Source organism: Bradyrhizobium elkanii WSM2783 (genome assembly GCF_000472865.1).
Taxonomy (GTDB): Bacteria; Pseudomonadota; Alphaproteobacteria; order Rhizobiales; family Xanthobacteraceae; genus Bradyrhizobium; species Bradyrhizobium elkanii_A.
In genome coordinates this window covers 1-23,354 of sequence record NZ_AXAP01000027.1, presented here as the reverse complement: position 1 = coordinate 23,354, position 23,354 = coordinate 1, and the positions used below count along the sequence as shown (strand labels likewise).

Below are 23,354 nucleotides of genomic sequence, written 5' to 3'. Positions count from 1 at the left end.
CGCTCAATTCGGCTTTCGCCACCAGATGAAGAGCGAGTAGAGGACAACCGGGACGGCCAGGGTGACCCATGAGAGGGCATCCCACCAACCGTCTCCCACGAGCGCGCCGACGAGGCCGAGCGTGCTGACGATCGCGACCAGCAAGGGCGCGATAAAGATCTGTCGAAGCGTGCGATGCATGGGTTTGCGCGACGTCATCAGGACGACAATGCGGGACTTTCGAGGTTGGAGGAGCGCGCGATCACGCGATCGACGCTGACCCCTGCCCTTCGCCGCCGCACCCACAAATAGATGCCGGTGCCGAGGATGATGATCGTGAGCACGTCGAGCAGTGCCCAGAGGATCTTGAGCGGCATGCCGCCATAGTCGCCGAAATGCAGCGGCTGGGAAATGAACAGGGTCGAGACGTACCAGGGCATGTCGCGGCTGTCGGTGAGCGTGCCGGTCTCGGCGTCGACCAGGGCCGGCTTCAAAAGGCGCGAGGTGAGCGGCGTGTTGCCGCGCAGGAACACCGCGTAGTGGCTCTTGCTGCTGAAGATCGAACCGGGGAATGCGACGAAGCTTGGCGTCATCCCCGGCACCGCGTGCGCCGCCACCTCGACCGCTCCATTGACCGACGTCAGCTTCGCGGGCACCGAGCGATCGCGATATTGCGCGGTCATCTCGGCAAGCTGCCCATACTGCCACATCTTCAGGACCAGGTCGGCCCATGTGTTGATGACGCCAGTGAAGCCGACCACCAGCGTCCACGCAACGAGAAGGATGCCGGCAAGGTTGTGGACGTCGAGCCAGCGCACCACGCGCGTCCGGCCGGCGCGATACGTGCCGAAGCTCAGCTTCCGCATCGAGGGCGCATAGACGACGATGCCGGAGATGATGGCGACGCAGAACAGGATGCCCATCAGGCCAAGGAAGAGCTTGCCCGGCAGACCTGCAAACATATCCGTGTGCAGCTTGAGCATGATGTAGGTGAAACGGCCGGTGACGTCGGGCGCGTCCAAATAGGCGCCCGTATGCGCGTCCATCCGGATCAAGAGGTTCTTGCTCGGATCGGACGTGATCGAAGGCCCAACGCTGACGAACATCGCGTTCGGATCGTCCCGGTCCCAGATCAGGAAATGCGGGACCTGTCCCGCTGCATTGGCGATTGCGTTGGCGAGCAGATGGTCGAGATCCGCAAGCGGCGCATCCGCCGCCACCTCAGCCGGCTTCACCTGGCTGTGCAGGAGGTCGTCGATCTCCTCATGGAAAATCAGCAGCAGCCCCGTGATGCACAGGAGCAGCATGAACACCGTACAGATGAGGCTCGTCCATTTGTGGACGAAACCCCATCGCCGAAGAGACCTGGTTGCCGCCGTCACTTTGCCGTCCTAGTTCCAGCTATATTTCAACGTGCCGAGCACCGTACGTCCATTCCCCAAGCCACAATAGGGCAAGCCGGTCAAGCACGACGCCACGTAGAAGTGGTCGGTCAGGTTGGTCACGTTGACCTGCGCCTTCAATCCCTTCCAGTCCGGCCGCAGATAGCCGAAATCGTAGCTCACGGCGGCATCGAACAGCGTATAGGCCGGGATGACGAACGTATTGAAGCTGTCCCCGTAGGTCTCGCCGACATAGCGCACACCGAACCCGAGCCCGAGACCTGCAACCGGACCATCGTACCAGGTGTACTTGCCCCAGAGCGAGGCCTGGTCCTGGGCCGTGTTCATCATGTACTTGCCGGCATATCCGGCAATGCTTGAAGTGACCTTCGGATCGAGATGGCTGTAGCCGCCGACGATCTCCAGTTCGCGGGTGATGTTGCCTTTCGCTTCAAACTCGAAGCCGCGAACGCGCACCGCGTCGGTCTGCACGTTGAACAGCGGATTGATCGGGCTTGCGGTGAGGATGTCCTGCTGTTTGATCTCGAACACGGCGGCCGTCAGCATCAGGTTCGATCCGTTCGGCATGAATTTGACGCCGGCTTCAGTGCCTTCGCCGGTGGTCGGCCTGAACGAGTTGCCGGCGAGATCGGCGCCGAGGTTCGGCGTGAACGACGTCGCATAGCTCACATAGGGCGACAATCCGAAATCGAAGAGATAGTTGAGGCCGACGCGTCCCGTCTGCGCCCGGTCGTCGCGGGAATAGCTGCCGGCGAGCGGAAAGACTGCGAAGCTCTTGGAATCCGTGCTCACCCAATCGTTGCGGCCGCTCACCGTCAGCGTCCAGCGATCGAGCTTGATCTGGTCCTGCAGATAGAGACCGGCCTGGCTGAGCTTGTCGTTGCGCAGGATGAATGGCGCCAATGATGCGAAGGGCGGAACAGCGGTATTATATACCGGAGCGTAGGCATCGATCGGAGCGATGCCGGCAGATCGATAGTCGGTGTTGGACCAGAGATTGAAGTAGTCGAAGCCCAACAGCACCTTGTGGGCGAGCGGTCCGGTCAGGAAATCCGCCTGCAACTGGTTGTCGAGAGCGATGTTGGCGGCGCTTGCCTTCACATAATTATAGCTGCGGTTGACGAGACGGTCGGTCGCCATGCCTTCGGTGCGAACCGAAGAGAGATCGTTGGTGACATCGGTGTAGCGCAGGTTCTGCCGGAACTGCAGGTTGTTGTCGAAGCGGTGCTCGAACGCATAGCCGACCATGAACTGCTCGAGATTGTAGCCGTCAGCCCCGGGTACGCCGAGATAGCGGCTGTATGGAACGTGCCCGTTCGGGTTGGGCAGGAACGACACCTGGCCCGTCACGTATTGCTGGTAGCCTCTGTTGTCGGCCTTCTGGTACTGCGAGAGCAGCGTGAAGCTGGTGTCCGTCGTCGGGGCCCAGGTGAAGCTCGGCGCAATGAACAGCTTGTTGTCCTGCACGAAGTCGGTCTGGGTATTGCTGTCACGTGCGAGCCCGACGATGCGGTAGAGGAACTCGCCATTCTTGTCGATCGGGCCGCCGAGGTCGAACGCGCCCTGGAAGCGTTCGAACGAACCGAACGTGCCCTCGATCGTGTATTGCGGCGTCGCCGTCGGCCGCCTGCTCACCATGTTGAGCAGACCGCCCGGCTCGGACTGGCCATACACCACCGACGACGGCCCCTTCAGCACCTCGATCCGCTCGAGCCCATAGGTCTCGATCCGCGGCACGGCGAAGGTGGTGTTGTCCAGCGGCAGCCGCAGGCCATCCAGATATCTCGGCGCATCGAAGCCTCTGAGCTTGAAGTTGTCGAAGAACGCATTGGCCCCGAAGCTCTGCACCGTGACACCAGGCGTATAGCGCAACGCTTCGGCGACGTTCTGCGCGCCCTGCGCCTGGATCTGGTCCTGGGTGACGATCGAAATCGACTGCGGCGTCTCCAGGATCGGCGTGTCCGTCTTGGTCGCGGTCACGCTTTGCTTGGCGAGATAGCCGACCACCGGACCGGTACCCCTCTCGCCGCTTGAGCGTCCGGCCGCTCCGGCCGGCGCGGCGGCTTCCTGCGTCACCGGGGCCGGCGTCCGCCGCGCGACGTTGCGGCCGGATCGCGCAGCCCGCGTCGATCGCACCGGAGCCACACGGCTGCGCTGCTGGCGAGGTGCATCGACCGTGACCGGCGGCAATTCGGTGTTCGATCTCGGCTGCTCCGCGCCGGACGGACTCTGCGCCAGTGCCGGCGTGTCCGTGAACGCCATCGCAGCGAAGCCACAAATCGTCACAAGGGCGAGGCCCCACTCGCTCTTTCGCTTGAATTCCATCGCCAGATCCCCCCGTCGCGGAACGCCCGCAGACTCAAGGGGAGTGAGTGCAAGAATTGCGAAGCTGACGCCTTTGCGATTGCGCAAAAACTCTTTGATCTGTTGTCGACAAGCTCCAGATTGTCGCCGAGACGTTCCGTCGCGGTACACGCTCCGCTAGATTGGTGCATACGTCGCAATCAGCGGGCCCACTACATAGAATTATTCTTATTCTAATTCGGTGGCTGACGGCAGCGACTGGGGGCGTATCCGAAATGCTTGCGGAACGCGGTCGCAAAATTGGCGGGGTTGCCGTAGCCCGCGAGATAGGCCGCCTCGTTGATCGATATGCCCTGCTCGATGATCGCATCGCGTGCCGATTCGAGCCGGCGCGTCCGCAGATATTCGGAGGCGCTGACGCCAAACGCCCGTCGGAAATGGGTGTTGAAGGACCGGCGGCTGATGCCTGCCTCGCGCGCCAATTGGGAGACTTTCCACGGGCGCCGCAGATCCGCGTCGATCGCGTCGCGGATCGCGCGCAGCCGCCGCTGCTTGTGATCGCCGGCCATCTCCATGCTCGCGCGCTCGCCCGCGATCGATATGACCCGCGCGAGGATCTCCATGGCATGCGCGGACAGCAGCAGCTCTTCGGCGCGTCCATCCAGTGTCGGAGACAGCATTTCGGTTGCCATGGCAAGGATGCGTGGCGGCGCCTTCAGCGTGACCACGAATTCATCCGATTCCGCCGAGGAAAATAGCTCGAGGAACTCGCGCTGCAGGCCGAGCCGATCGATCGATGCCTTGGGAAACGCGAGGCCCGCGGCAAACATACGCACTCCGCCGGAGGCCTCGCCGCTCCAGAGCTGCGGTTTTCGCAAAGCCATCACGACAATCGAATTTTCCGAGTAGCGGAACCGCGTGACATCGCGATGCGGACCTCCCTGGCCTGAGCCCTTCAACACGATGGTGACGAACAGGCCGGCCTTGATCACGCCTTCGCTGCGTATCATGCGATCAAGGATGAAATTGTTTCGCTGGAACAGGCAGCCGGGAGATTCGAGCCATTGCGCAGTCCCCTCGAAGTCGTCCTCCCTTGATACTCCCTCGGAGTCGAAGACGCGGAACTGATCGAAGATGCGATGATAGATGTGCGTCACGTCCTTTGCCTGGAGCCGGCCAGCGAATCATCAGTCTATCTGCCTCTCAACCGTTGCCGAGGCAATTAGAACGCTTTCAAAGTGCCGCGCTGTGTCCGCAGTCGGTAGGATGGGTCGAACCTCGCATCGGTGTCGTCCCGTCGAAAGACGGGACCCATAACCACAGGGAGGTGTTGTGGCGCGAGCATGCGGTTGCAGCGGAGCACATTACAAGCGCTTGTGGTTATGGGTCCTGGCCTTCGCCAGGACGACGGCGTCATTGCGAGCGGAGCGAAGCAATCCATCTCGCCGCTTGCGGAAGCATGGATTGCTTCGCTTTGCTCGCAATGACGGGGTCAGGTCTGAGTTGAATGTCAAACAGCGTGGGGATGTGACTCCGCATTCTCGCGGCATGAGCTGCCCGAGCTTTGCTTCACTTTCCACCCTCTTATCGAACAGAGGGCGCAGGGAAAGCCGGGTGCTGGTTGCACCCGTGGGTCCCGTGCAACAAAAAGCACGGGGGTAGGACCACAGGTTCAACCGAGGCATTCCGGCTTTCCCTGCGCAGTGGTTTACGGCTTACTTCGTGCTCTCCCCGGTGACCGGGCTTTTTTGCCACCGTCACTCTGCGGATGCTTGATCCACAGAACTTAGCGCCAGCGTCGGGGCGCCAGGACCACACGACTTCGCCGTCCGTGATGCGCGTGCTCGTCAGTCACACACATCACGTCCACCGCATCTCACCGCAACGTTCGTGACGATCGCGACCCGCCCCTCATCCGCCGTGAGACGCGCGGAGTTAAATCACTGATTTGCCCGACGGGTTAAGCGGTTTATTTTTCGCGCCAAGGCTGGACCGGGCAAATCACATTGAAATAATTCATGAAATTCGTCCAAAAGTGACTCCGCGCACAGGCTCGGGCCGCGTCGCGAACGGCTGGACTATCGGCTCGTCGTGAACCCTGCCTATAACGGCGATCGCGGTCCGGTCTCGATCCTCTCGGCCGCGTGCACGCCGGGTTCTGACCAGAGGTGGCTCATGACGTTTCAGGATATCCGCGGCGCCGTCCTCGGGCAAAACTCGCTTCGGCCCAATGTCTGGGATCTCGTGGCGCTGCTGCTCTTGATCGGCGTCCTGGTGCTGATCGTCTATGGCGGCAAGCAGACGATTGAGCCGCTGTCGGAGCTCGAGCGTACGCCGGTTACGCTCGATCCGCGCAATCTTCCGCTCTATGCGCTGCGGACCACGATGCGGATGCTGCTGGCGATCGTTTGCTCGACGGTCTTCACCTTCATCTATGCCACGCTCGCCGCCAAGAGCCGGCGCGCTGAGATCGTGCTGATCCCGCTGCTCGATATCCTGCAATCGGTGCCGATCCTCGGCTTCCTGACCTTCACGGTCGTGTTCTTCATGAACCTGTTCCCGGGGCAGGTGCTGGGTGCCGAGCTGGCCTGCGTGTTCGCGATCTTCACCAGCCAGGCCTGGAACATGACCTTCAGCATGTATCAGTCGCTGCGCAGCCTGCCGAAGGATCTCGAGGAAGCGACGCAGAGCTTTCACCTCTCCGGCTGGCAGCGGTTCTGGCGACTGGATGTGCCCTTTGCGATGCCGGGCCTGATCTGGAACGCGATGATGTCGATGTCCGGCGGCTGGTTCTTCGTGGTGGCATCGGAGGCGATCACCGTGGGCAACACGACGGTCACCCTGCCCGGCGTCGGCTCCTATGTCGCGCTGGCCATTCAAGAGCAGAACCTGCCGGCGATCGTCTACGCGCTGATGACCATGCTTCTCGTCATCATCGCCTACGACCAGCTCTTGTTTCGCCCGATCGTGGCCTGGGCCGACAAATTCCGCTTCGAGCAGACTGCCTCCACCGAGCCACCGACGTCCTGGATGCTCGACCTCTTCAGGCGTACGCGCGCGCTGCGCGCGTTGACCTATCCGCTTGGCGCTGCGAACAAGGTCATTTCGACCCTCCGCATCAGCGTGCCTGCGGTACTGCGGACGCAAGGCAAGAGCAGCCAGCCCTCCCGCCTCGTCGACGGCATATGGGTGGCAGTGGTCGCCGCCGTGACGAGCTACGCGACCTGGAAGATCTATCAATATCTCTCCGCCACGCTCGGCTGGTCTGACGTGACCACTGCGGTTGGATATGGATTCGTCACGCTCGCGCGCGTGGTCGTGCTGATTGCGCTGGCAACGATCATATGGGTACCGATCGGCGTCTGGATCGGGCTGCGGCCGAAACTCGCCGAACGCATACAGCCGCTCGCGCAGTTCCTGGCGGCGTTCCCGGCCAACCTGGCCTTTCCGGTGTTTGTCGTGCTGATCGTGCATTTCGGATTGAACCCGAACATCTGGCTCAGCCCGCTGATGATCCTCGGCACCCAGTGGTACATCCTGTTCAACGTGATCGCCGGCGCCGCCGCCTTCCCGAGCGATTTGCGGGAAGCCGCCGGCAGCTTCCATCTGAAGGGATGGCGCTGGTGGGTGAAGGTGATCCTGCCCGGCATTTTCCCCTACTACGTCACGGGAGCGATCACCGCCTCGGGCGGATCGTGGAACGCTTCGATCGTCGCGGAAGTCGCAAGCTGGGGCGACACCCATCTGACCGCCATCGGCCTCGGCTCCTATATCGCGCGAGCGACCGAAGCCGGCGATTTTCCGAAGGTCGTGCTCGGCATCGCCGTCATGTGCGTGATGGTGACGCTGTTCAATCGCCTGCTGTGGCGGCAGCTCTATGCCTTTGGCGAGCGTCGTCTTCGTCTCGGCTGACATCCAGAGCCGTTCAGCCCCGAAGATCGGGGTTAGAGCATGATGTCATTTGGTTGAATCGGCGTGACCGCGGTTGTCCACCTCTCCCATAGGGAAAGGTCGGCGCAGCGCCGGGTGAGGGGTTACGGTTCCTCGATGGAGCTCATCCCCCTCACCCGGATCGCACCTCACGATGCGATCCGACCTCTCCCCGTCGGGGAGAGGTAAGGCACCTCCGACGTGGCGCCAATTCGACCTGATCTCATCATGCTCTAGCGTCCCCAACGGTCCTCCCAGAGCTTTTCGCCGATCTGGCAATCGATCCTTGGTTCCTTCGCGGCGGCGGGAACGACCTTCTCCTCGGGATCACGTCCGGCCACTTCGAGCACCAGCTTGGTACGAATGGCTTCCTTGAATCGTTCGCGATCCTTGATTGCCACGACGAAGGAGCCGGGCCCGCCGATGACGCAATCCTCGTAGTACCAATCGAGATTGTCGATATCCATCATTGAATGGGACGGCTCCTTGATCATGATCGGCAGGCCGTTGATGACGATGCCTTTCGCCAGCGCCTGGTCGCGAGCGGGCGTGACAGGTGGCCCGTTGTTGTTGGGACCGTCGCCGGAAACATCGATGACACGCCGAAAGCCGCGGTTAGGGTCCTCGTCAAAGAGCGGCGTCCCGAACAGGATTGCGCCCGAAATTGAGGTGCGCGACCCGCGCCGGATTGGCGCCTGCATGATTTCGCTGGCGACTGCGTCAGCCGTCTCGGGGCCGTCGATCACGCGCCAGGGAATGATCACCCGTTGGTCGCCGAACGCCGACCATTCGAAGTAGGTCAGGGCGATCCTTCCGTTCGGGCCCCCCTTCAGCGCCTGCAAAAATTGCCTGGAAACGATGGCCTCAGCATAACCTTCGCGCTGCACCGTGAGCTCGTCCGTATCCATGGAATAGGAGACGTCGGCCGCAATGATAAGCTCGATATCGACGGAAGGCGGGCCCTGCCGGTCGGCAAGTGCCGGTGGCTGACCAGGCGCTGCAGCGCCGGCGGCGCCCGCGAGCATGCCGGCGGCCAGCACCGCTGCGATCGAGATGCACCATCGCATCGCGGACCTCCTCGATCGGTAGCCCCGATATGATGGTGACACGCAAGTTTCACAGGGCAAAGCGGAGAGATTGGCGACTCGGTATCCATATTTCGGAATTCACCAAGCCATGACTGCCTAAAAGTGCGCCGCGCTGCCTATCCAGTCTGGAACCGCCGGTCCGCCATTCCGAAACACGGGATTGTGCATTGCAACACGATCGTTATGTTGCGGCTCCGCAAAAGGATGCTACGTGTCTGAAATCAATGCCGAGGCCTGGGTATCGTCAGGCCACCGCCCGATGGGCTTCCCCGAATTTGTCATTGCGATCGCATCGATCATGGCGCTGAACCCGCTGGCCATGGACATGATGCTGCCGGCGCTGCCCAGCATCGGCGCCGCATTCAACATTGCCGACGCCAACCATCCGCAGATGGTGCTGTCGACCTTCCTGATCGGCTTCGGTGTCGGACAGTTCGTGATGGGCCCGTTGTCGGATCGCTTCGGCCGCCGTCCGGTGCTGCTCGGCGGCATGGCCGTCTATGGTGTCGCAAGCCTGCTCGCGATCGCGGCGCCATCCTTCGAGACGTTGCTGCTCGCGCGTGCGCTGCAGGGCCTTGGCACGTCGGCAACGCGTGTGATCGCCACCTCGATCGTTCGCGACTGTTACGCAGGACGACGCATGGCGAGCGTGATGTCGCTCGCGATGATGGTCTTCATCGCGGTGCCTGTGGTCGCGCCGTCGTTCGGCCAGGCGGTGCTGCTGCTGACGCAGTGGCGCGGCATTTTCGTTGCACTGATGCTGTACGGCGTGATTGCGCTGATCTGGAGCGCATTGCGCATGCCGGAAACGCTACCGGTGGAGGAGCGCAAGTCGCTTCGGCTTGGCGAGGTGCTTGGCGCCTTCCGGCAGACCATCAGCAACCGCCAGACGCTGGGCTATGCGTTGGCATGCGGCGGCGTGTGGGGCGCGATGTTCGCGTTCGTGTTCTCGTCGCAGCAGGTGTTCACCGATATCTACCGGCTCGGCCACTACTTCCCGCTCGCATTCGCCGCCATCGCGACCGGCGTCGCCATCGCCGGCTTTCTCAACTCCCGCGTCGTCGGCCGCCTCGGCATGCGCGTGATCTCGCACGGCGCATTGGCGGGATTTCTGCTGGTTGCCGCCGTCATGCTGGCGGCGGTGAAGCTGCAAATGCTGCCCTTGCCGTTGTTCATGCTGCTGTCGGCGCTGATGATGTTCACCTTCGGCCTGATGATGGCGAACTTCACGGCGCTCGCCATGGAGCCGCATGGCCACATCGCAGGCACCGCGTCGTCGCTGTACGGATCGATCACGACATTGCTCGGCATCGGCGTCGGGATGGCGATCGGCCAGAGCTATGACGGCACGCTGCTGCCGTTCTCGACCGGCTTCTTTCTCTGCGCGCTGGCGGCACTCGCCATCGCGGCTGTGACGGAAAAGGGCCGCCTGTTCCGGCCGCATCATCACGCGGTGTAGCCGCGCAGGTCTGATGATTTTCTCGTATCGAGCAAATGGGTCGGATTCACCTCGCCCCGCCTGCTGGAGAGGTCGAAATTCAAGCCAACGGGTCGGCGCGAAGCGCCGCCCGATGACAGGCTCCGCTTGAATTTCGGGTGAGGGGGAGCCTCCGCAAACACAGCCGTCATCGTGTTCGCGGATAGAGCCCCTCACCCCAACCCTCTCCCCGTAAGAACGGGGAGAGGGAGGATCACCAGCATCTTCGCCCTTATTTTCCGCCGCGCACCTGGACGACGAGCGCGCTGAGGCGGGCGTTCAGGTTGGCATAGTTGATATTGGGGCCGCCCAGGCCGGCCAAGCATCTGCGCTTGCAGCCACCACCACCACCGCCGCCACCACGGGCCGGCTCGCCGAAGGTGGCGACGGGAACGCTGCCGGTAACCTGGAAGCCGCGCGCCATCAGCCGCGAGCGCACCGCGAGGCAATAGCTCACCGACAGATGGGAGAAGCGCGTCTCGCCATGGCCGGCGCGGTATTTCATCACGGCGGTGCAGAGATCGCCGCGGGCGAGCCGCCATGCCTGGGCGAGGTAGGTCACCCCATAGCGGATGTTGGTCTCGGGCACGGCGAGTTCGGCATTGGTGCCGGTGAAGCCAAGCATCCGCGCCGTCGAGGGCAACACCTGCATCAATCCGATTTCACCGACGCCGCCGATCGCGCCCGCATTGTAGCCGCTCTCCACGCCCATCACGGCTTCCGCGATCTCGGGCGCAAGGCCCGTGCCGGCGGTCTGCTTCTCGATCAGCTCGCGATAGCGGGAGCGAGGCTGGGCGCTCGAGGTCGAGGTCGCGCCGCCTCGCGTCGGGGGCAACCCGACCTTGGCATTCTCGCGCCATCGCCGTTCGATGGCCGATGGAGTTTCGGCCGGCGCAGCTTCCTTGGCTGGCGCAGCTTCGGCTGGCGCAGCTTCCTTTTCAGGCTCGCTTGCCGCCGCGGCAGCGGGGGATTCCTCCGCCGCCGCGGGTGACGTATCGGCGAACGCGAGAGCGCTTGTCAGCGCGAGGCCGACGCCGGTCGCCAGCGCAAGCAACCAACCGCGCGACAGCCTGGTCTGCCGATGCCCCCGCACGCCGCCGCCTCGCTCACTCTGTAGATCGAAGCCGCAGGCGAAGACGCAGCGGCTGAAGCATGTCGGGAGGCGGCGCGCCGGCATTGGCGGAGGCAAGCAGCGGACGCAACCGGCCGCCAAGCTCGGGATCCATGCTGCTGTCGAACGCGATGCGGTCCATCCTGCCGTCGGGCAGGATCGAGGCGCTCACGACGAATGTCAGCGGCTTGTTCTCCTTCTCTCGCCCCGCCGCGAAGGTCACAAGCCACTGCGACGTGTCGCCGTCGGCATCGATCTGCTGCTGAAAGGCACCCTGCAGCCGGGACGCATAGTCGCGCCAGGCCGCGGGCGCCTCGGATGCGGCCTTGAAGTCCGTGCTTTGCGCCGCAGCCGGCGCGCGCCCAGCGGAAAGGCCGAGCGCCACGAGACCGAAGGAACGCAGCAGACGCCGCAGCCTGCCGGGATTCCCATTCATGATCTGGGATTTCGATGCCATCGCTTCCGTGCCGAATGCTGTTAGCGGGCAGCGCCTGCCGATTGCGTCAGCTCGCCAGCGATGCGGGATAGAGCGATTTCGTTGATCGCGGGCGGATTCTGCTCGAGCGCGCGCGCAAGATAGGCGCGGCGATTGAGCTCGACACGCTGCGCCCGCAGGCGCTGGACCAGGGTGTCCCGCACGTCGGCAAGCGCCATGGTTTCGGACGGCTTAGTCTCGATCAGCTTGACGATGTGATAGCCGTCGGCAAGCTTGATCGGCTCGCTCACGCTATTGACGGCCATTCCCATCACGCGGCTCTTGATCTCGGGAACGAGCTGCGGCTCGGGCAGCCAGCCGAGATCACCGCCCTTGTCGGCGAGCTCGCGCTGGTCGGTGGTGTCCTTGGCGATCTCGGTGAAGTCCGCCTTCGGCTGCTTCAGCTTGGCCTGGATGTCCGCGACCTTCGCCTTGGCCTTCTCCTCGGCCGCGGCGTCCGCTCCTTCCGCCAACGCGACATAGATCTGGGCGAGATGAAAGCGGCGCGGCATGATCAGCGCGCCCTTGTTGGCGTCATAGGTCTTCTGGATTTCCGCCTCATCCGGATAATTCTCCGGCGGCACCGACGCCGACTGCAGATAGGTCTCGAAGATGGCCTCCTCGCGCAGCCTGGCGAGCTGAGCGACGACGGCCGGTTGGTCCTGCCACTTCTTGTCCGTGGCTTCCTTGAGGACGAGCTGCCTTGCGAACATCGCGCGGAGCGTCTGGTTGAGAAGCGCGGGATCGCGGGCAAGCGCGGCGCGCTGTTCGGGCCCGACGGCGGCGAGGAAAGCGCGGATTTCCGACGCGGAGACGTCACGTCCGCCAACGCGCGCGACCGGCTCGTTGCCCGACACCGCCGCCTCGGCCTGCGGCGCCGGGGCGGCCGGCTGGGCCGCCGCAACAGGCGCGGGTGCTGCGGCAGGCGCCTTCGGCTTCACCACCCGCTGCGGTGCCGCCGGGGGAGGATTTTGCGCGAAGGTGGGTTCAGAGCCGCTCAGTGCGCCGGCCAGTCCGATGATCGCCAAAGCCACGATGTGACGGCCGACACGATCGCGACGGTATCGCGGTGCTGGACCTTCAAACGCAGGACGATGGGCAATCATAGTGACCTCAGGGTTCGATCTTCTGGCTCAGGATCCGGTCGCTGCAATCCCGCGACAGGCCTTGGATCTCGGCGCGGCGGAAACCGAGTAGTGCTTCATCGGCGACTACTACATCACCAAATGTCACACTTTCATAACAGTCCACTAGTTCGCGACCGATCTTGGCGGGCTGCCGGTATTGCTGTACGCACCTTGTGGATCAGCGCCGAGGAGGCTCCTGAGCGAGAAGGTTCTTGTAGACCTTTCCGCCTTTCATGATGACGAGGAAATTCTTCGCCGGATCTTCCACGAGCCTGATGTTGTCGACTGGATTGCCGTCGACCAGCAGGAGGTCGGCGAGCGCGCCCTCCTCCACCACGCCCAGCTTGCCGGGATATGGGTTTCGGGGTCCGGACAGGCTGAGCAATTCGGCATTGGTCGATGTCGCCATTGTCAGCGCTTCAGCCGGCGTGTACCAGCGGGTGAGATCGGCCAGCATGGCGCCTTGCCGCTCCGCCAGCGCCTGAGAGAACAGAATGTCAGTGCCGAAGGCAGTCTTGATTCCGTATTTCTTTGCCAGCGCGTAGACTCTGTCCGTGCCGGCAACCACCTGCCGCATCTTCGCCTGCTCCGACGGCCCGAGCGCACTTGCGCCCGCCAGATCCAGGAAAGGTTGCGTGCTCAACCAGATTCCTTTCTCCGCCATGAGGCGCGCCGTAGCCTCGTCCATCAGGTGGCCGTGCTCTACGCACTTTGCTCCCGCCGCAATCGAGCGCTGGATCGAAACCGGCGTATAGGCGTGCACGGCCACATAGGTGCCCCAGTTTTCGGCAGCTTCGACGGCGGCACGCAGCTCGGGCTCGGTGAAGGTGGATACATCGAGCGGGCTGAACGGCGAAGCGACGCCACCGCCCGCGGTGAGCTTGACCTGTGAGGCCCCTTGCATGAGCTGCTCTCGCGCGCGCACACGAACCTCATCCGGACTGTCCGCGACCATGCTGCCGCCAATTCTTTCCATGCGGCTGAGCATGCCGCCGATCGTTCTTGGCAGATCGGTAAGCTGCCGGAAATCGCCATGGCCGCCGGTGATGGTGATCACGGCACCAGACGGATAGATGCGAGGGCCGGCGACGAGGCCATCGTCAATCGCGCGCTTGAGCCCGAAGCTCGGCCCGCCCATGTCGCGAACGGTGGTGAAGCCCCGCATTAGCGTGGCGGTGGCTTCCGCTGCCGCAAGGAGATTGTTGTAGCCGACGTCGTCAGCCAGAGTAGCCGCCGGCGTCGGGCGCACCAACATCGCATGCCAATGCGCGTCGATCAGCCCGGGCATCAGCACGCGTTCGCCGCCGTCGATCACCTGAGCGTCAGCCTTGATCGCTGCAACCGAAATCTTCTCGATCTTGTTGTCCCGGACCAGGACATTGGACGGCGCGGAGAGCGCGGCGTTCTTTCCGTCAAAGATGCGAACGTTCTGGAACAGCACGGCGGACGCTTGTTGAGCCTGCGCAATCGGCAAAGCCGCGAGGTTCATTCCAATTGAAGCCAGGAGCGCAGCAATGAAAGCTCGACCCGGCTTCCTCAAACCTGACATGACTGATCTCCACCAATGGCGCATAGCGCAAGGTTCGCATTCTTGTTGTGCGGGAGGGGAACGCCCGACGTGATCGCGGGCGATTAGCGACGTACTGCCAGTCTTCGTCGATCGACGGCTGCTACCCCGTTCTGACAGCCGGCAGCCAGGCAAGGGTCAGCCATCCGATGCCGTGAGACAAGAGGTCGATGCCGAGCAGCAATCCGATCACCCATGTCCCGGTGGCCGGAAATCCCGTGAGGATGATGAGACCTGCCACAACACCGAACAGCCCGGACACCAGAATGATCCAGCCGAACTGCTGCCAATGGCTGATGCCGACCAGGATGCGGATGAACCCCGAGATCAGAAGCAGCAGACCGAGGACAAGGGTCAGGATCAGCGCGCTGGTCAACGGCTGGGTCACCAGCACGATGCCGAATGCAAGATAGAGCGCGCCGAGCAGCAGTTGCCACACGAACCCTCCCCAACCCTTGGTCCAGAAAGCGTGAATGATCTCGAATCCGCCGGCGAAAATCGCCATCCAGCCGATGAAGATGGTGCTGATCACGGTGAACAGCGCGAGATCTCCCAGGACCAGCAGGCCCGCGACGATCATGACGATTCCGAGCAGGATGCACACCCATAAAGGCGGTGTCGGCAGCCCGGTCAGGCGCATCGTAGAACCATTGTCATAGGTGGTCATGTCATTCTCCTCGATTTCAAGAGCACTCGACCCCGTTGCGCATCAGCCGGTTCGCCCGCTTTCGCTCGCCGTCTCGTCGCTCGGAATCTCTCCCGGTCGATAGTTCGGCAGCCGCCCGGCCGGAATGATCGACACAAGTGCCAGCGCCGCCATGATCAGGAGGCCGATCTTCAGGGCACGCAGACGCGCCTCCGTGTTGACGCGCACCGCCTCGGCGACCTCTGCCGGGGATGCACTGGTATCGGCAAGGACAGTCTGAAGCCGGTCATTGCTGACGAAATTGATGTTGTCGAGATCGACCTGCGCTTGAAGTTCGGGCGTGAGCTTGGGGCTCGCGGCGATGCTGGCCAGCGCGATCGAACTCAACAGACCGACAAGGAGCGCACCCGCCACTGCCGTTCCGACAGCGGCAGCGAGGTTGTTGGTGGTGCCGCGCAGCGATCCGACATCCCCTGCGAGTTCCTTGGGCGAGGCCGTGACCAGCACGTTGAACAGCAGCGTGACGAGCGCGCCTTGCCCGATACCAAAGAGCACAAGCCCGAACAGCACCGGCACCTCGCTCCAGTCGCTGCGCACGACAAAAGCGAGCCACAACAGCGCGACTGTACAAAGGATGAAGCCGGCTCGCCCGATCTGCCGCGGCGTCAGCCTGTCATAGACATGCACGATCAGCATCGCGGCAAAGAATACTGTAAGGTTGAACGGCATCATCGCCACCGCAGTGGCGATCGGGCTGCGACCCTGCACGATCTGAATGTAGAGCGGGACGGAGAAGTTGAGCGCGGCCTCTAGCGCGACGACGGCGAACATCGCGTAGACGGCCGCTCGTTCTTCCGGCGAATCGATCACCTGAAGCGCAAGCAGAGGAGTCTTGCCTGCCTCCTGGCGTCTGTGTGTCCACATCAGGAACGCCTGGCCGAGCACGATGCCCACCACGATCAGGATCGGGGCGGGAGACAAGCCAAGAAAGCTGAACGGCGCGTTCGGGCTCGCCAACACGAGCCCCCATCTGTTCAGATTATTGAAGCCGAAGCTGATGAGAATGATCGCGGCTGCTGCAAGTATGACGCCGACGAGATCAATCTCCACATCCGGCCGGCCGTGATCGCGCCTGAGCCGGAAGCTGAGGAAAAACACGATGGCGGAAACGGCGATGAGAATTCCGAACACCGGCCGCCAGCCGATATAGGTGCCGAGTACGCCGCCGATGATGAAGGCGAGCACGCCGGCCGCTGCACGTGCAGAACCGAGCGCACCCACCGCAGTTGCCTGCTGGCGTCCGGTGTAGTTCTCGGCAATGAGGGCCACCAGCGAGGGCACGATGACGGCGCCGGCGGCGCCGCACAGCGCCTGCGCCGTGATCATCACGACTGCCGTCGGGCTGAACGTCATCATGACCTGAGATATGAAGAACAGCACGACGGCCGCACGGAACACCTGCAGCGCGCCGTAGCGCTGCGCGAGCTTGGCACCCAGCATGACGAAGCCGGCGACCAGCATGGAATAGGCCACGATGCCGGTCGCGACCGTGGTCGGAGGAACGCCGAAGCTTTTGACCATTCCCCCCATCGCCACCGGCAGCGAAGCGACGTTGAACGACATGATCATCTGGCCGAGCGCGATCGCGATCATGGGAATCCATGATGCGCGTTCCTCCTCGTGGATGCCGCCGATCGAGATTGTCTGTGTCACTCTGGCGTCCTCCGATTTGCCCGGGCTTTCAGGATCGGCTAGCTGGATAGGACGCCGATCCAGTCAACATTGGTCAGTCTTCCGGTTGCGAAACGAACAGATCCATGCCCAATCGCTGCGACAGGAATTTCGCGGCGAGTTGCCCTCTCACGCTGTTGCCGGCCGTATCCAGCGGCGGAGCGAACGTGCCGAAGCCACCTTTTCCGGGAGAAACCGCGACAATGCCGCCGCCGATCCCGCTCTTTCCGGGCAGGCCGATGTCATAAAGCCAGTCGCCTGACGTCTCATACAATCCGGCCGTGATCATCACGGCCAAGACGTAATGACAGACCGCAGCGTCGACCACGCGTTGCTTCGTGATCGGGTTCACTCCACCGTCCGCCAGCGTCGCGCTCATCACGGCGAGGTCTTTGGCGGTCACGTTCAGCGAACACTGCCGCGTGTAGAGATCGGTTGCCTGCTTGGCATCGCAATAGATCCGGTCGTAGCTCTCGAGCAGCCGCGCGATACTGCGATTGCGAAAATTGGTCTCTGACGCGGAGGCGTAGACCTCTTCGTTGAGTGGGAGCTTGCGGCCCGCGAAGCGCGACAGCCCGCCGTGGATGAACTCCCACTTTGCCTCGGCGGACGTTCCCGGCGCGAGGCTCGTCGTCGCGATCGCGCCCGCATTCACCATCGGATTGGTACGCCCCTCCCCGCGCTCGATCGCAGCAAGCGAGTTGAATGGGAATCCGGTGGCGTTGGCGCCGAGCTTTGCGCGTGCCTCTTCGGGGCCAATCGTCTCGCAGATCAATGCGAACACAAATGGCTTCGACACGCTCATGATGGAGAATTCGTAGTCTATGTCGCCCGCGCCGTAGACATGCCCATCGGTTCCAACGACACAAACGCCGAACAGTTCGCTGGGCACTCGGGCGAGCGCCGGGTAGACCTGCGAATTGTGGCCGTCGGCGTTCGATTTAATACGCCGGTGCGCGTCTTCCACCAGCGACTGCACCATCTCGGGATTAGGTAGATGACCGGTCGAAACGTAAGGCCGTTCATCGATCGCCGATGGTGACACCATCGCACCACTCCGCCGAACCGGGCTATGTTATTGATCTAACGCCCACGTTTAATTCGAGTCAATCTGCAACCGATGCAGCAATTTGCTGATAGACCAGCAAATGTGCCGGCTGCCATCGAGTTCTCTCACGCGCGCGCAAGGCTCCAACACTCGTTAGGTAAGGCACACTGTCGCAATCGGCATCGCACGCAATTGAATCAAAGAGCAGCCATTGACTGCAGAATCCGAGCGGCGGGAAATTTGCAAGGTGGCCGCCTGAGTGTACGATTGCGTCACTCACGCGAGCCTGCCGCTGACCTGAGAAAAAAGGACGCGACGAGAAACTGGAGAAGGCGGGACATCATCTGAACAGCGAGGCTGATCATGGTGGCAAGTACGAGTGACGGACACTTTCTGCTGGTGAAGAAGCTTGGTGGGTTGGTCGCGGTTATCATCGGATGCCTGCTGACGGCAGTTGGCGTGACGTTCGAATCCACCAGCACGACGACTGTCGGCGTTCTCTTTCTTGTTCTTGGCGCCGTCCTGCTCACCCTCAAGATCATCAGACGGAATCAAGGAAGCCCGCTCGGGTAGCTGGCTTGCGGTTGGCGTTGAGAATAAGGATGAGCCCGCAGCGATAGCGGTTCATTTCGTTCGCCACTTCGGACAATGGGCGGTTGTTGACGATCGGCAGTCCGCGTTACCAGGCGCGTGCCTCCGCACATGTGCCCTAAAGGTAAGAGCGAGTCGCTTAAGCCGATAGCGAGTCAATCAAGTCTAGGACCCTCCCCGCCTACCCGCCCTCGACTTGCTGACCTCGAAGTCCGCTTTGCCCCAAGAGCAGATGCAGGATGTAAGTCGCATTTTGACCCCGAGCGAACCTGCTGCCGGAGGCGTCGGTGCCGAACAGTCGAAGCCTTGCGCCTAGTCCTTCGCGGCCGGTACGGGCGGCACCGGCAGAATGATTTCGGAAGCGATCTTCCAATCTTTCCCGACGCGAAGCCAATTGATGATCATCAGAAACGGCCTGGCCGTTCCATCCTGCCCCGCATACGAGACCGTGATGTTCATCGGCACATAGGACTCGGCGACGTCGCGGGTCAGGCCGACAACCTTGAGCTTCGAATAATCTGGCTCGAGCACGACCGGACCGGAGCTGCCAATATCATGCAGCTTCTGATCAATCGCCTCGTTGCCCCAATAACCGGCCCAGTTCCCCTCGGACTGGATCGCGCTCTTGGCCACCAACAAGGTCGAGGGCGATTGCCAGAACATCTCATGCAGAGCCTTGAAATCGTGCTTGTTGGCCAATTCCATCAGCGTACCGAACTTCGATTTTATCGCGCTGAGGGTCGCAGCATCCAGTGGCTCTTTCCTGACGGCGGGAGCAGCCGCGACAGCCCCGGCGGAAAGAGTCCAGGCAGTGAGAGTGACGACAAGTGTCTTGTACATACAGGAATTTCCCTTCCAACGTCTGGCTCGCGTCATGACAACGCCCGTCGCATTCCGCATTGGTATGAGTTACCCACTTCCGTCGGCCGAAGACGTCATCGGGACGTCTTAGCTCGCACATTCGCGTAGCAAGGTCGTGATTTTCGTATCGAGTGCTCGGGCGACGGCAAGGGCTTCCGAGCTGCCATACTGCAGCAGATAACTCTCCATTTTGTCATAAGAGATGTGCACGCCATCGGGACGCTCATCAATGAGGACTGTGACCGGCGCGTAAGATCCAGCATCGGGCACGTGCCTGACCATTTCTTTCATGATGAGCGGATTGCCAACCACAAGCCGTATGATCTTAGGCGTCTTGGATCCAGTTTCGCGACGCAAGATGTCGCCCAAGTCGAACTCCGCGAAGAGCATAAGGTCGGTGCGGCCCACGCCGCTTTCTACAATGCGCTTTAAATCTGGGAAGGATTTTGCTGCCCTCGTCGCCTTGAAAAATTCGACAATGTCAGGCTGACCGATCGCCGACTTGAGCGCAGCAACGACAGCGTCGAACGGCTTTGAACTCGTGAGGCTGAATCGCTCAACTTCGACGTTTTCGATTGTCATTTTATCTTCCTTACCAACTCTCATGGATGAAGTGGCTCAATCGCATCAGAACGCGCCGGGGGATCACGCAGCCGACGGCCGTGCATCCAGGAAGGTGCGGACGTGGCTGACGAATATCTCGTGGTACTGAAACAGGGCGCCGTGCCCTGAATCGGGATAGAGGATCAACTGAGCGTTGCTGAGTTCCTTGAACATTGCGTAGGCGTTGTTCGCGGGCAGCATGGTGTCGTGGCTGCCACTGACCACAAGAGCGGGCTGGCGGATGGCGCGCAGAATGGCGTGCTCGGGATCAGGTGTGGCGCACCAGGTGATCAGAGCCTTGGCCTGTGGATCGGTGACCGCGTTGCCATTGTCGGTGTCGCGATCGTCCTTACGCAACTTCGTCCGCTTCAGGAAGGCCAAGCCGGACGACCGGCTGGCGGACGACTTCGTGAAGAAGAGCGGCAGGCGTGGGTCCGGAGCATCGGTTTGCGAAAACGCCTGCTTCAGAACCGCTAACAGGTGTTCCTCTCCGCCTTTCGGCGCTGTGCCGACGAGGATGAGCTTGCGGACCAGTTGTTCGTGCTCGGCAGCGATCTGTTGGGCGACGCAGCCGCCAAGAGAAAAGCCCAGCAGGTCGACCTCGGAAAGGCCGAGCAGATTGATGAAGGCGACTGCATCTTTCGCCATCGCTGCGATATTGTCAGGCGTTTGGCCGGTCGAGCGACCGACCCCGGCGTTGTCGAAGGCGATGACGGGGCGATCGGTGGCGAGAGCGTTGACGACGGCGGGATCCCACGCATCGATGTTGCCCGAGAAGTGCTGCAGAAGAACCAGCGGCGTTCCGGTAGCTGGGCCGAGCCGGCGATAGGCGAAGCGGATTCCGTTGCCTTCGACGTAACGGGTCGGCGCGGTTTCGAGCGTGGCGACGTCCTGGCGCACGATGTCGAGTTGAGTCATGTCATCCTCCGGATGCTTGGCATGAAATAATCGAGTGGGGGGATAAGTGCGGCACAGCGATGCTTTGAGCGACCCGCTCCCGGCGCGAAAACGCCGGGAGCGGTACTGTCACTTCGCGAGTGTGGCCTTCTCGATCACCTCGGCGACTTGCTTGGCATGAACGACGAGCGAAGCATGACTGCCGGCGACGTCCGTTATCTGGGCCTTCATCCTGTCGGCGAAAAACTTCTGGGCCTCGGGTGCGATCACTCTGTCCTTGGTGGTGATCACGTAGAACGTCGGCTTGTCCCGCCAGGCGGCCGTATCGACCGGAGTCTCGAACGCCTTGACGCTCAACGGCATCTGATGGTTCGCAAGGGATTCGGCAATCTTCGGGGGCAGGTCAGCCGCGACCGCCGAGGGAAATACCTTGGGATCGATGTAGAGGTTGCCCTTGTCGTCAGGATGTATCGCCGCGGCACCTTCGGTCGGAGGACCGCTGTTGGCGAGGGTCGCGAGGGATTGTCCGACGTCCGGCGCGAAAGCGGAGACGTAGACCAGCGCCGAGACCTTGGGATCGTTGCCGGCTTCCGTGATCACCACGCCGCCCCAGGAATGGCCGACGAGAACGGTCTTGCCGTCCTGCTTCGCCAGCGCCTGTTTGGCGGCATCGACGTCAGCGGCAAGGGAGGTGAGCGGATTTTCGACGAGCGTGACGTTGTAGCCCTTCTTAGTGAGGATGTCGGCAACGGGCTGCCAGCTTGATTGGTCGACGAAAGCCCCGTGAACGAGGACGATATTGTGAACAGCTCCCTTGGGCAGTTCGGCTGAATGAGCGGAGCCGACCAAAGTCGTTCCGGCCAGGAGTACGGTGGCGGCTGAGAGAAGGATATTGCGCATCGATTGTTCCTGTTGGCATGTCGGACGAACACAGTCCGGGGGAATGGACAGGCGTTTCCAACAAGGTCGCGGTTCTTCCATCTGCCGTTGGCGAAATGGTTGCCGCTCGTAACGTCGGCCCGCCGCGACATGACGTATTGCGCGGACCTTTCGGACAGTAGGGATCAATCGTCCGGATGTTGTGTCCGATCGTCCACCGGTTTAATTTCGGCGGCATGGATATACTCGCCCAAGTGCTCGATCGGGTTCGTCTCGGCGGGACGCTGCTCTTTCACTTCGAGCTCGGCCATCCCTGGCGTCTTGAGTTGCCGGTGCGCCCCTACGCTCTGTTTCACTATGTCAGCCGAGGCTCGGCGACCCTCGCGCTCGGACATGGACAGGAAATCCAGATGACCGAGGGCGATTTTGTCGTCATCACGCGCGGACAGCCCCATGCGTTTTATTCGGATCGCCGGGCCAAGCCTTTGCGGATTATGGATATCGATCGATTGTCGCCGCGTCTTGGCGTCGTTCGTCACGGCAGCCGTGCGAAGCCGCTCTCGACCATGATTTGCGGCAATTTCACGGTGTCACGGCCGCGGCTTGGCAGTGTGCTGGAGCTACTTCCGCCCGTGCTCCTCCTGAAGCCGACGGCGGACGGTGGTTGGCTTGAAGCAATCCTGCGCCGCATGGTCACCGAGTTCGCGCTCGAGCGTCCTGGCCAACGCGTCGCGCTTTCACGACTGACGGAAGTGCTCTTTGTCGAGGTGCTCCGAAGCTGGATCGCGTCTCTCAGTCCCGGGCAAGGCGGCTGGCTCGGGGCCATATCTGACCCGCATATCGGACCGGCGCTTAAGCTGATCCACGAAAATCCGGAGCGGCCCTGGACCCTGAGCGACCTTGGCCAGCGCGTGGGGCTCGGCCGCTCGGTATTTTCGGCGCGCTTTACCAAACTCGTCGGCCAGTCCATGCACCGTTATGTGATCGAACGCCGGATGGCGGAAGCGGCGTTCCTGCTGGAAACCAGCGATGAGCCCATCGCGCGGATTGCCGGCAAGGTCGGTTACGAGACAGCGGCGGCGTTTTCGAAGTTATTCCATCGACATCACGGCGTATCGCCTGGCCGGTACCGAATATCCCGTCGCTCTGACAGCGGCGAAAGGCAAGGCGACTTTCAGGAAGCAGCGGTCGCCGATTAGGTTTGTAGCGGCCATCTACGGCAGGTCCGCTTCTGGCCCTTCGCGACAGTTTCGCAGCGCGTAGACATGTCCGCAGTTGGGGATAGACCGGAAGTCTCGGGCTGAGGGGCAAATCGGCGCGATTGACCCAAGACGGACTTGGGTGGCAACCGCAGAGCACCGACCCTTTGCGCGAGCTAGAGCGTTTCACGTTTTGATGGAAGCATATCCAGCGTTGGCGAAGTAGTTGCTGCATTCGGTAGGCTGGATCGAGGTGACGAGGTCGCCGAGGTGTCGCCAAATGTCTTCGAGGGTGCGCTTCTGCGCGATGCGCATCCAGTGCTTGATCTTGGCGAAAGTCTGTTCGATCGGATTGAGGTCGGGTGAGTAAGGCGGCAGATACCAGAGTCTGGCGCCGGCGCCTCGGATGATGCGACGCAGAGCAGCCGACTTGTGGCT

Annotated in this window: 21 protein-coding genes; 4 read left to right on the top strand and 17 right to left on the bottom strand. The window is 62.1% G+C overall.

Annotated elements, in window-relative coordinates:
* Positions 1-3: 3 nt before the first annotated feature.
* From YY7_RS0122730 to YY7_RS0122715, 4 genes are all read right to left on the bottom strand, one after another.
* Positions 4-180, bottom strand: a complete 177-nt coding sequence (locus YY7_RS0122730; protein ID WP_245287353.1) for a hypothetical protein — start codon at positions 178-180, stop codon at positions 4-6.
* A 17-nt stretch (positions 181-197) separates the two neighbouring features.
* A complete protein-coding gene (locus tag YY7_RS0122725) occupies positions 198-1,361 on the bottom strand; it encodes a PepSY-associated TM helix domain-containing protein (RefSeq protein ID WP_028165249.1) in 1,164 nt (387 codons plus the stop codon).
* Between the two features lie 9 nt (positions 1,362-1,370).
* The gene (locus YY7_RS0122720; protein ID WP_035690576.1) at positions 1,371-3,707 is read right to left on the bottom strand and encodes a TonB-dependent siderophore receptor; all 2,337 of its coding nucleotides are present in this window, start codon (positions 3,705-3,707) and stop codon (positions 1,371-1,373) included.
* Positions 3,708-3,919: 212 nt separating this feature from the next.
* On the bottom strand, positions 3,920-4,843 hold the full coding sequence (locus YY7_RS0122715; RefSeq protein ID WP_028165247.1) for a helix-turn-helix domain-containing protein: 924 nt from the start codon (positions 4,841-4,843) through the stop codon (positions 3,920-3,922).
* A 1,018-nt stretch (positions 4,844-5,861) separates the two neighbouring features.
* Here YY7_RS0122715 and YY7_RS0122710 point away from each other — a divergent pair.
* Positions 5,862-7,598 (top strand): ABC transporter permease, encoded by a 1,737-nt coding sequence (locus tag YY7_RS0122710; RefSeq protein WP_028165246.1) that lies wholly within the window; start codon positions 5,862-5,864, stop codon positions 7,596-7,598.
* 251 nt (positions 7,599-7,849) lie between these two features.
* Here YY7_RS0122710 and YY7_RS0122705 read toward each other — a convergent pair whose 3' ends face one another.
* The gene (locus tag YY7_RS0122705) at positions 7,850-8,683 is read right to left on the bottom strand and encodes a DUF1194 domain-containing protein (RefSeq protein ID WP_028165245.1); all 834 of its coding nucleotides are present in this window, start codon (positions 8,681-8,683) and stop codon (positions 7,850-7,852) included.
* Positions 8,684-8,915: 232 nt separating this feature from the next.
* Between YY7_RS0122705 and YY7_RS0122700 the strand changes: the two genes are divergently transcribed.
* The gene (locus YY7_RS0122700) at positions 8,916-10,163 is read left to right on the top strand and encodes a multidrug effflux MFS transporter (RefSeq protein WP_028165244.1); all 1,248 of its coding nucleotides are present in this window, start codon (positions 8,916-8,918) and stop codon (positions 10,161-10,163) included.
* Positions 10,164-10,413: 250 nt separating this feature from the next.
* Here YY7_RS0122700 and YY7_RS52430 read toward each other — a convergent pair whose 3' ends face one another.
* The 7 genes from YY7_RS52430 to glsA form a co-directional block, all read right to left on the bottom strand.
* On the bottom strand, positions 10,414-11,274 hold the full coding sequence (locus YY7_RS52430; RefSeq protein ID WP_035690575.1) for a lytic transglycosylase domain-containing protein: 861 nt from the start codon (positions 11,272-11,274) through the stop codon (positions 10,414-10,416).
* 13 nt (positions 11,275-11,287) lie between these two features.
* Complete coding sequence (locus YY7_RS56705; protein WP_051396841.1) at positions 11,288-11,749, bottom strand: hypothetical protein; 462 nt, start codon at positions 11,747-11,749, stop codon at positions 11,288-11,290.
* A gap of 20 nt (positions 11,750-11,769) precedes the next feature.
* The gene (locus YY7_RS52420) at positions 11,770-12,801 is read right to left on the bottom strand and encodes a peptidylprolyl isomerase (protein WP_245287352.1); all 1,032 of its coding nucleotides are present in this window, start codon (positions 12,799-12,801) and stop codon (positions 11,770-11,772) included.
* Between the two features lie 271 nt (positions 12,802-13,072).
* Positions 13,073-14,383 (bottom strand): amidohydrolase family protein, encoded by a 1,311-nt coding sequence (locus YY7_RS0122680; RefSeq protein ID WP_155255281.1) that lies wholly within the window; start codon positions 14,381-14,383, stop codon positions 13,073-13,075.
* Positions 14,384-14,564: 181 nt separating this feature from the next.
* Positions 14,565-15,128, bottom strand: coding sequence for an HdeD family acid-resistance protein (locus YY7_RS0122675; RefSeq protein ID WP_028165242.1), 564 nt, complete (start codon positions 15,126-15,128; stop codon positions 14,565-14,567).
* A gap of 42 nt (positions 15,129-15,170) precedes the next feature.
* Positions 15,171-16,820, bottom strand: a complete 1,650-nt coding sequence (locus YY7_RS0122670; protein WP_245287351.1) for an MFS transporter — start codon at positions 16,818-16,820, stop codon at positions 15,171-15,173.
* 73 nt (positions 16,821-16,893) lie between these two features.
* The gene (gene glsA, locus YY7_RS0122665) at positions 16,894-17,886 is read right to left on the bottom strand and encodes a glutaminase A (RefSeq protein ID WP_028165240.1); all 993 of its coding nucleotides are present in this window, start codon (positions 17,884-17,886) and stop codon (positions 16,894-16,896) included.
* A gap of 363 nt (positions 17,887-18,249) precedes the next feature.
* Between glsA and YY7_RS0122655 the strand changes: the two genes are divergently transcribed.
* A complete protein-coding gene (locus tag YY7_RS0122655) occupies positions 18,250-18,459 on the top strand; it encodes a hypothetical protein (protein WP_028165239.1) in 210 nt (69 codons plus the stop codon).
* A gap of 330 nt (positions 18,460-18,789) precedes the next feature.
* Here YY7_RS0122655 and YY7_RS0122650 read toward each other — a convergent pair whose 3' ends face one another.
* The 4 genes from YY7_RS0122650 to YY7_RS0122635 form a co-directional block, all read right to left on the bottom strand.
* A complete protein-coding gene (locus YY7_RS0122650) occupies positions 18,790-19,317 on the bottom strand; it encodes a hypothetical protein (protein WP_028165238.1) in 528 nt (175 codons plus the stop codon).
* A 108-nt stretch (positions 19,318-19,425) separates the two neighbouring features.
* Entirely contained in the window at positions 19,426-19,920 is a 495-nt protein-coding gene (locus tag YY7_RS0122645) for a DUF302 domain-containing protein (protein WP_028165237.1), read from the bottom strand.
* 63 nt (positions 19,921-19,983) lie between these two features.
* Positions 19,984-20,859 (bottom strand): alpha/beta fold hydrolase, encoded by an 876-nt coding sequence (locus YY7_RS0122640; RefSeq protein WP_028165236.1) that lies wholly within the window; start codon positions 20,857-20,859, stop codon positions 19,984-19,986.
* Between the two features lie 108 nt (positions 20,860-20,967).
* Positions 20,968-21,738 (bottom strand): alpha/beta fold hydrolase, encoded by a 771-nt coding sequence (locus YY7_RS0122635; protein WP_028165235.1) that lies wholly within the window; start codon positions 21,736-21,738, stop codon positions 20,968-20,970.
* 215 nt (positions 21,739-21,953) lie between these two features.
* Between YY7_RS0122635 and YY7_RS0122630 the strand changes: the two genes are divergently transcribed.
* Positions 21,954-22,916 (top strand): AraC family transcriptional regulator, encoded by a 963-nt coding sequence (locus tag YY7_RS0122630; RefSeq protein ID WP_028165234.1) that lies wholly within the window; start codon positions 21,954-21,956, stop codon positions 22,914-22,916.
* A 186-nt stretch (positions 22,917-23,102) separates the two neighbouring features.
* Here YY7_RS0122630 and YY7_RS0122625 read toward each other — a convergent pair.
* A partial coding sequence (locus tag YY7_RS0122625) for a transposase (RefSeq protein WP_028165233.1) occupies positions 23,103-23,354 on the bottom strand: 252 nt, incomplete at its 5' end.

What these genes read in the sequence shown, in the direction of transcription:
- YY7_RS0122730 (WP_245287353.1), bottom strand. Translation starts at nt 180, where the DNA reads ATGCATCGCACGCTTCGACAGATCTTTATCGCGCCCTTGCTGGTCGCG.
- YY7_RS0122720 (WP_035690576.1), bottom strand. Translation starts at nt 3,707, where the DNA reads ATGGAATTCAAGCGAAAGAGCGAGTGGGGCCTCGCCCTTGTGACGATT.
- YY7_RS0122710 (WP_028165246.1), top strand. Translation starts at nt 5,862, where the DNA reads ATGACGTTTCAGGATATCCGCGGCGCCGTCCTCGGGCAAAACTCGCTT.
- YY7_RS0122705 (WP_028165245.1), bottom strand. Translation starts at nt 8,683, where the DNA reads ATGCGATGGTGCATCTCGATCGCAGCGGTGCTGGCCGCCGGCATGCTC.
- YY7_RS56705 (WP_051396841.1), bottom strand. Translation starts at nt 11,749, where the DNA reads ATGGCATCGAAATCCCAGATCATGAATGGGAATCCCGGCAGGCTGCGG.
- YY7_RS0122680 (WP_155255281.1), bottom strand. Translation starts at nt 14,383, where the DNA reads ATGAACCTCGCGGCTTTGCCGATTGCGCAGGCTCAACAAGCGTCCGCC.
- YY7_RS0122675 (WP_028165242.1), bottom strand. Translation starts at nt 15,128, where the DNA reads ATGACCACCTATGACAATGGTTCTACGATGCGCCTGACCGGGCTGCCG.
- glsA (WP_028165240.1), bottom strand. Translation starts at nt 17,886, where the DNA reads ATGGTGTCACCATCGGCGATCGATGAACGGCCTTACGTTTCGACCGGT.
- YY7_RS0122655 (WP_028165239.1), top strand. Translation starts at nt 18,250, where the DNA reads ATGGTGGCAAGTACGAGTGACGGACACTTTCTGCTGGTGAAGAAGCTT.
- YY7_RS0122650 (WP_028165238.1), bottom strand. Translation starts at nt 19,317, where the DNA reads ATGTACAAGACACTTGTCGTCACTCTCACTGCCTGGACTCTTTCCGCC.
- YY7_RS0122645 (WP_028165237.1), bottom strand. Translation starts at nt 19,920, where the DNA reads ATGACAATCGAAAACGTCGAAGTTGAGCGATTCAGCCTCACGAGTTCA.
- YY7_RS0122640 (WP_028165236.1), bottom strand. Translation starts at nt 20,859, where the DNA reads ATGACTCAACTCGACATCGTGCGCCAGGACGTCGCCACGCTCGAAACC.
- YY7_RS0122635 (WP_028165235.1), bottom strand. Translation starts at nt 21,738, where the DNA reads ATGCGCAATATCCTTCTCTCAGCCGCCACCGTACTCCTGGCCGGAACG.
- YY7_RS0122630 (WP_028165234.1), top strand. Translation starts at nt 21,954, where the DNA reads ATGGATATACTCGCCCAAGTGCTCGATCGGGTTCGTCTCGGCGGGACG.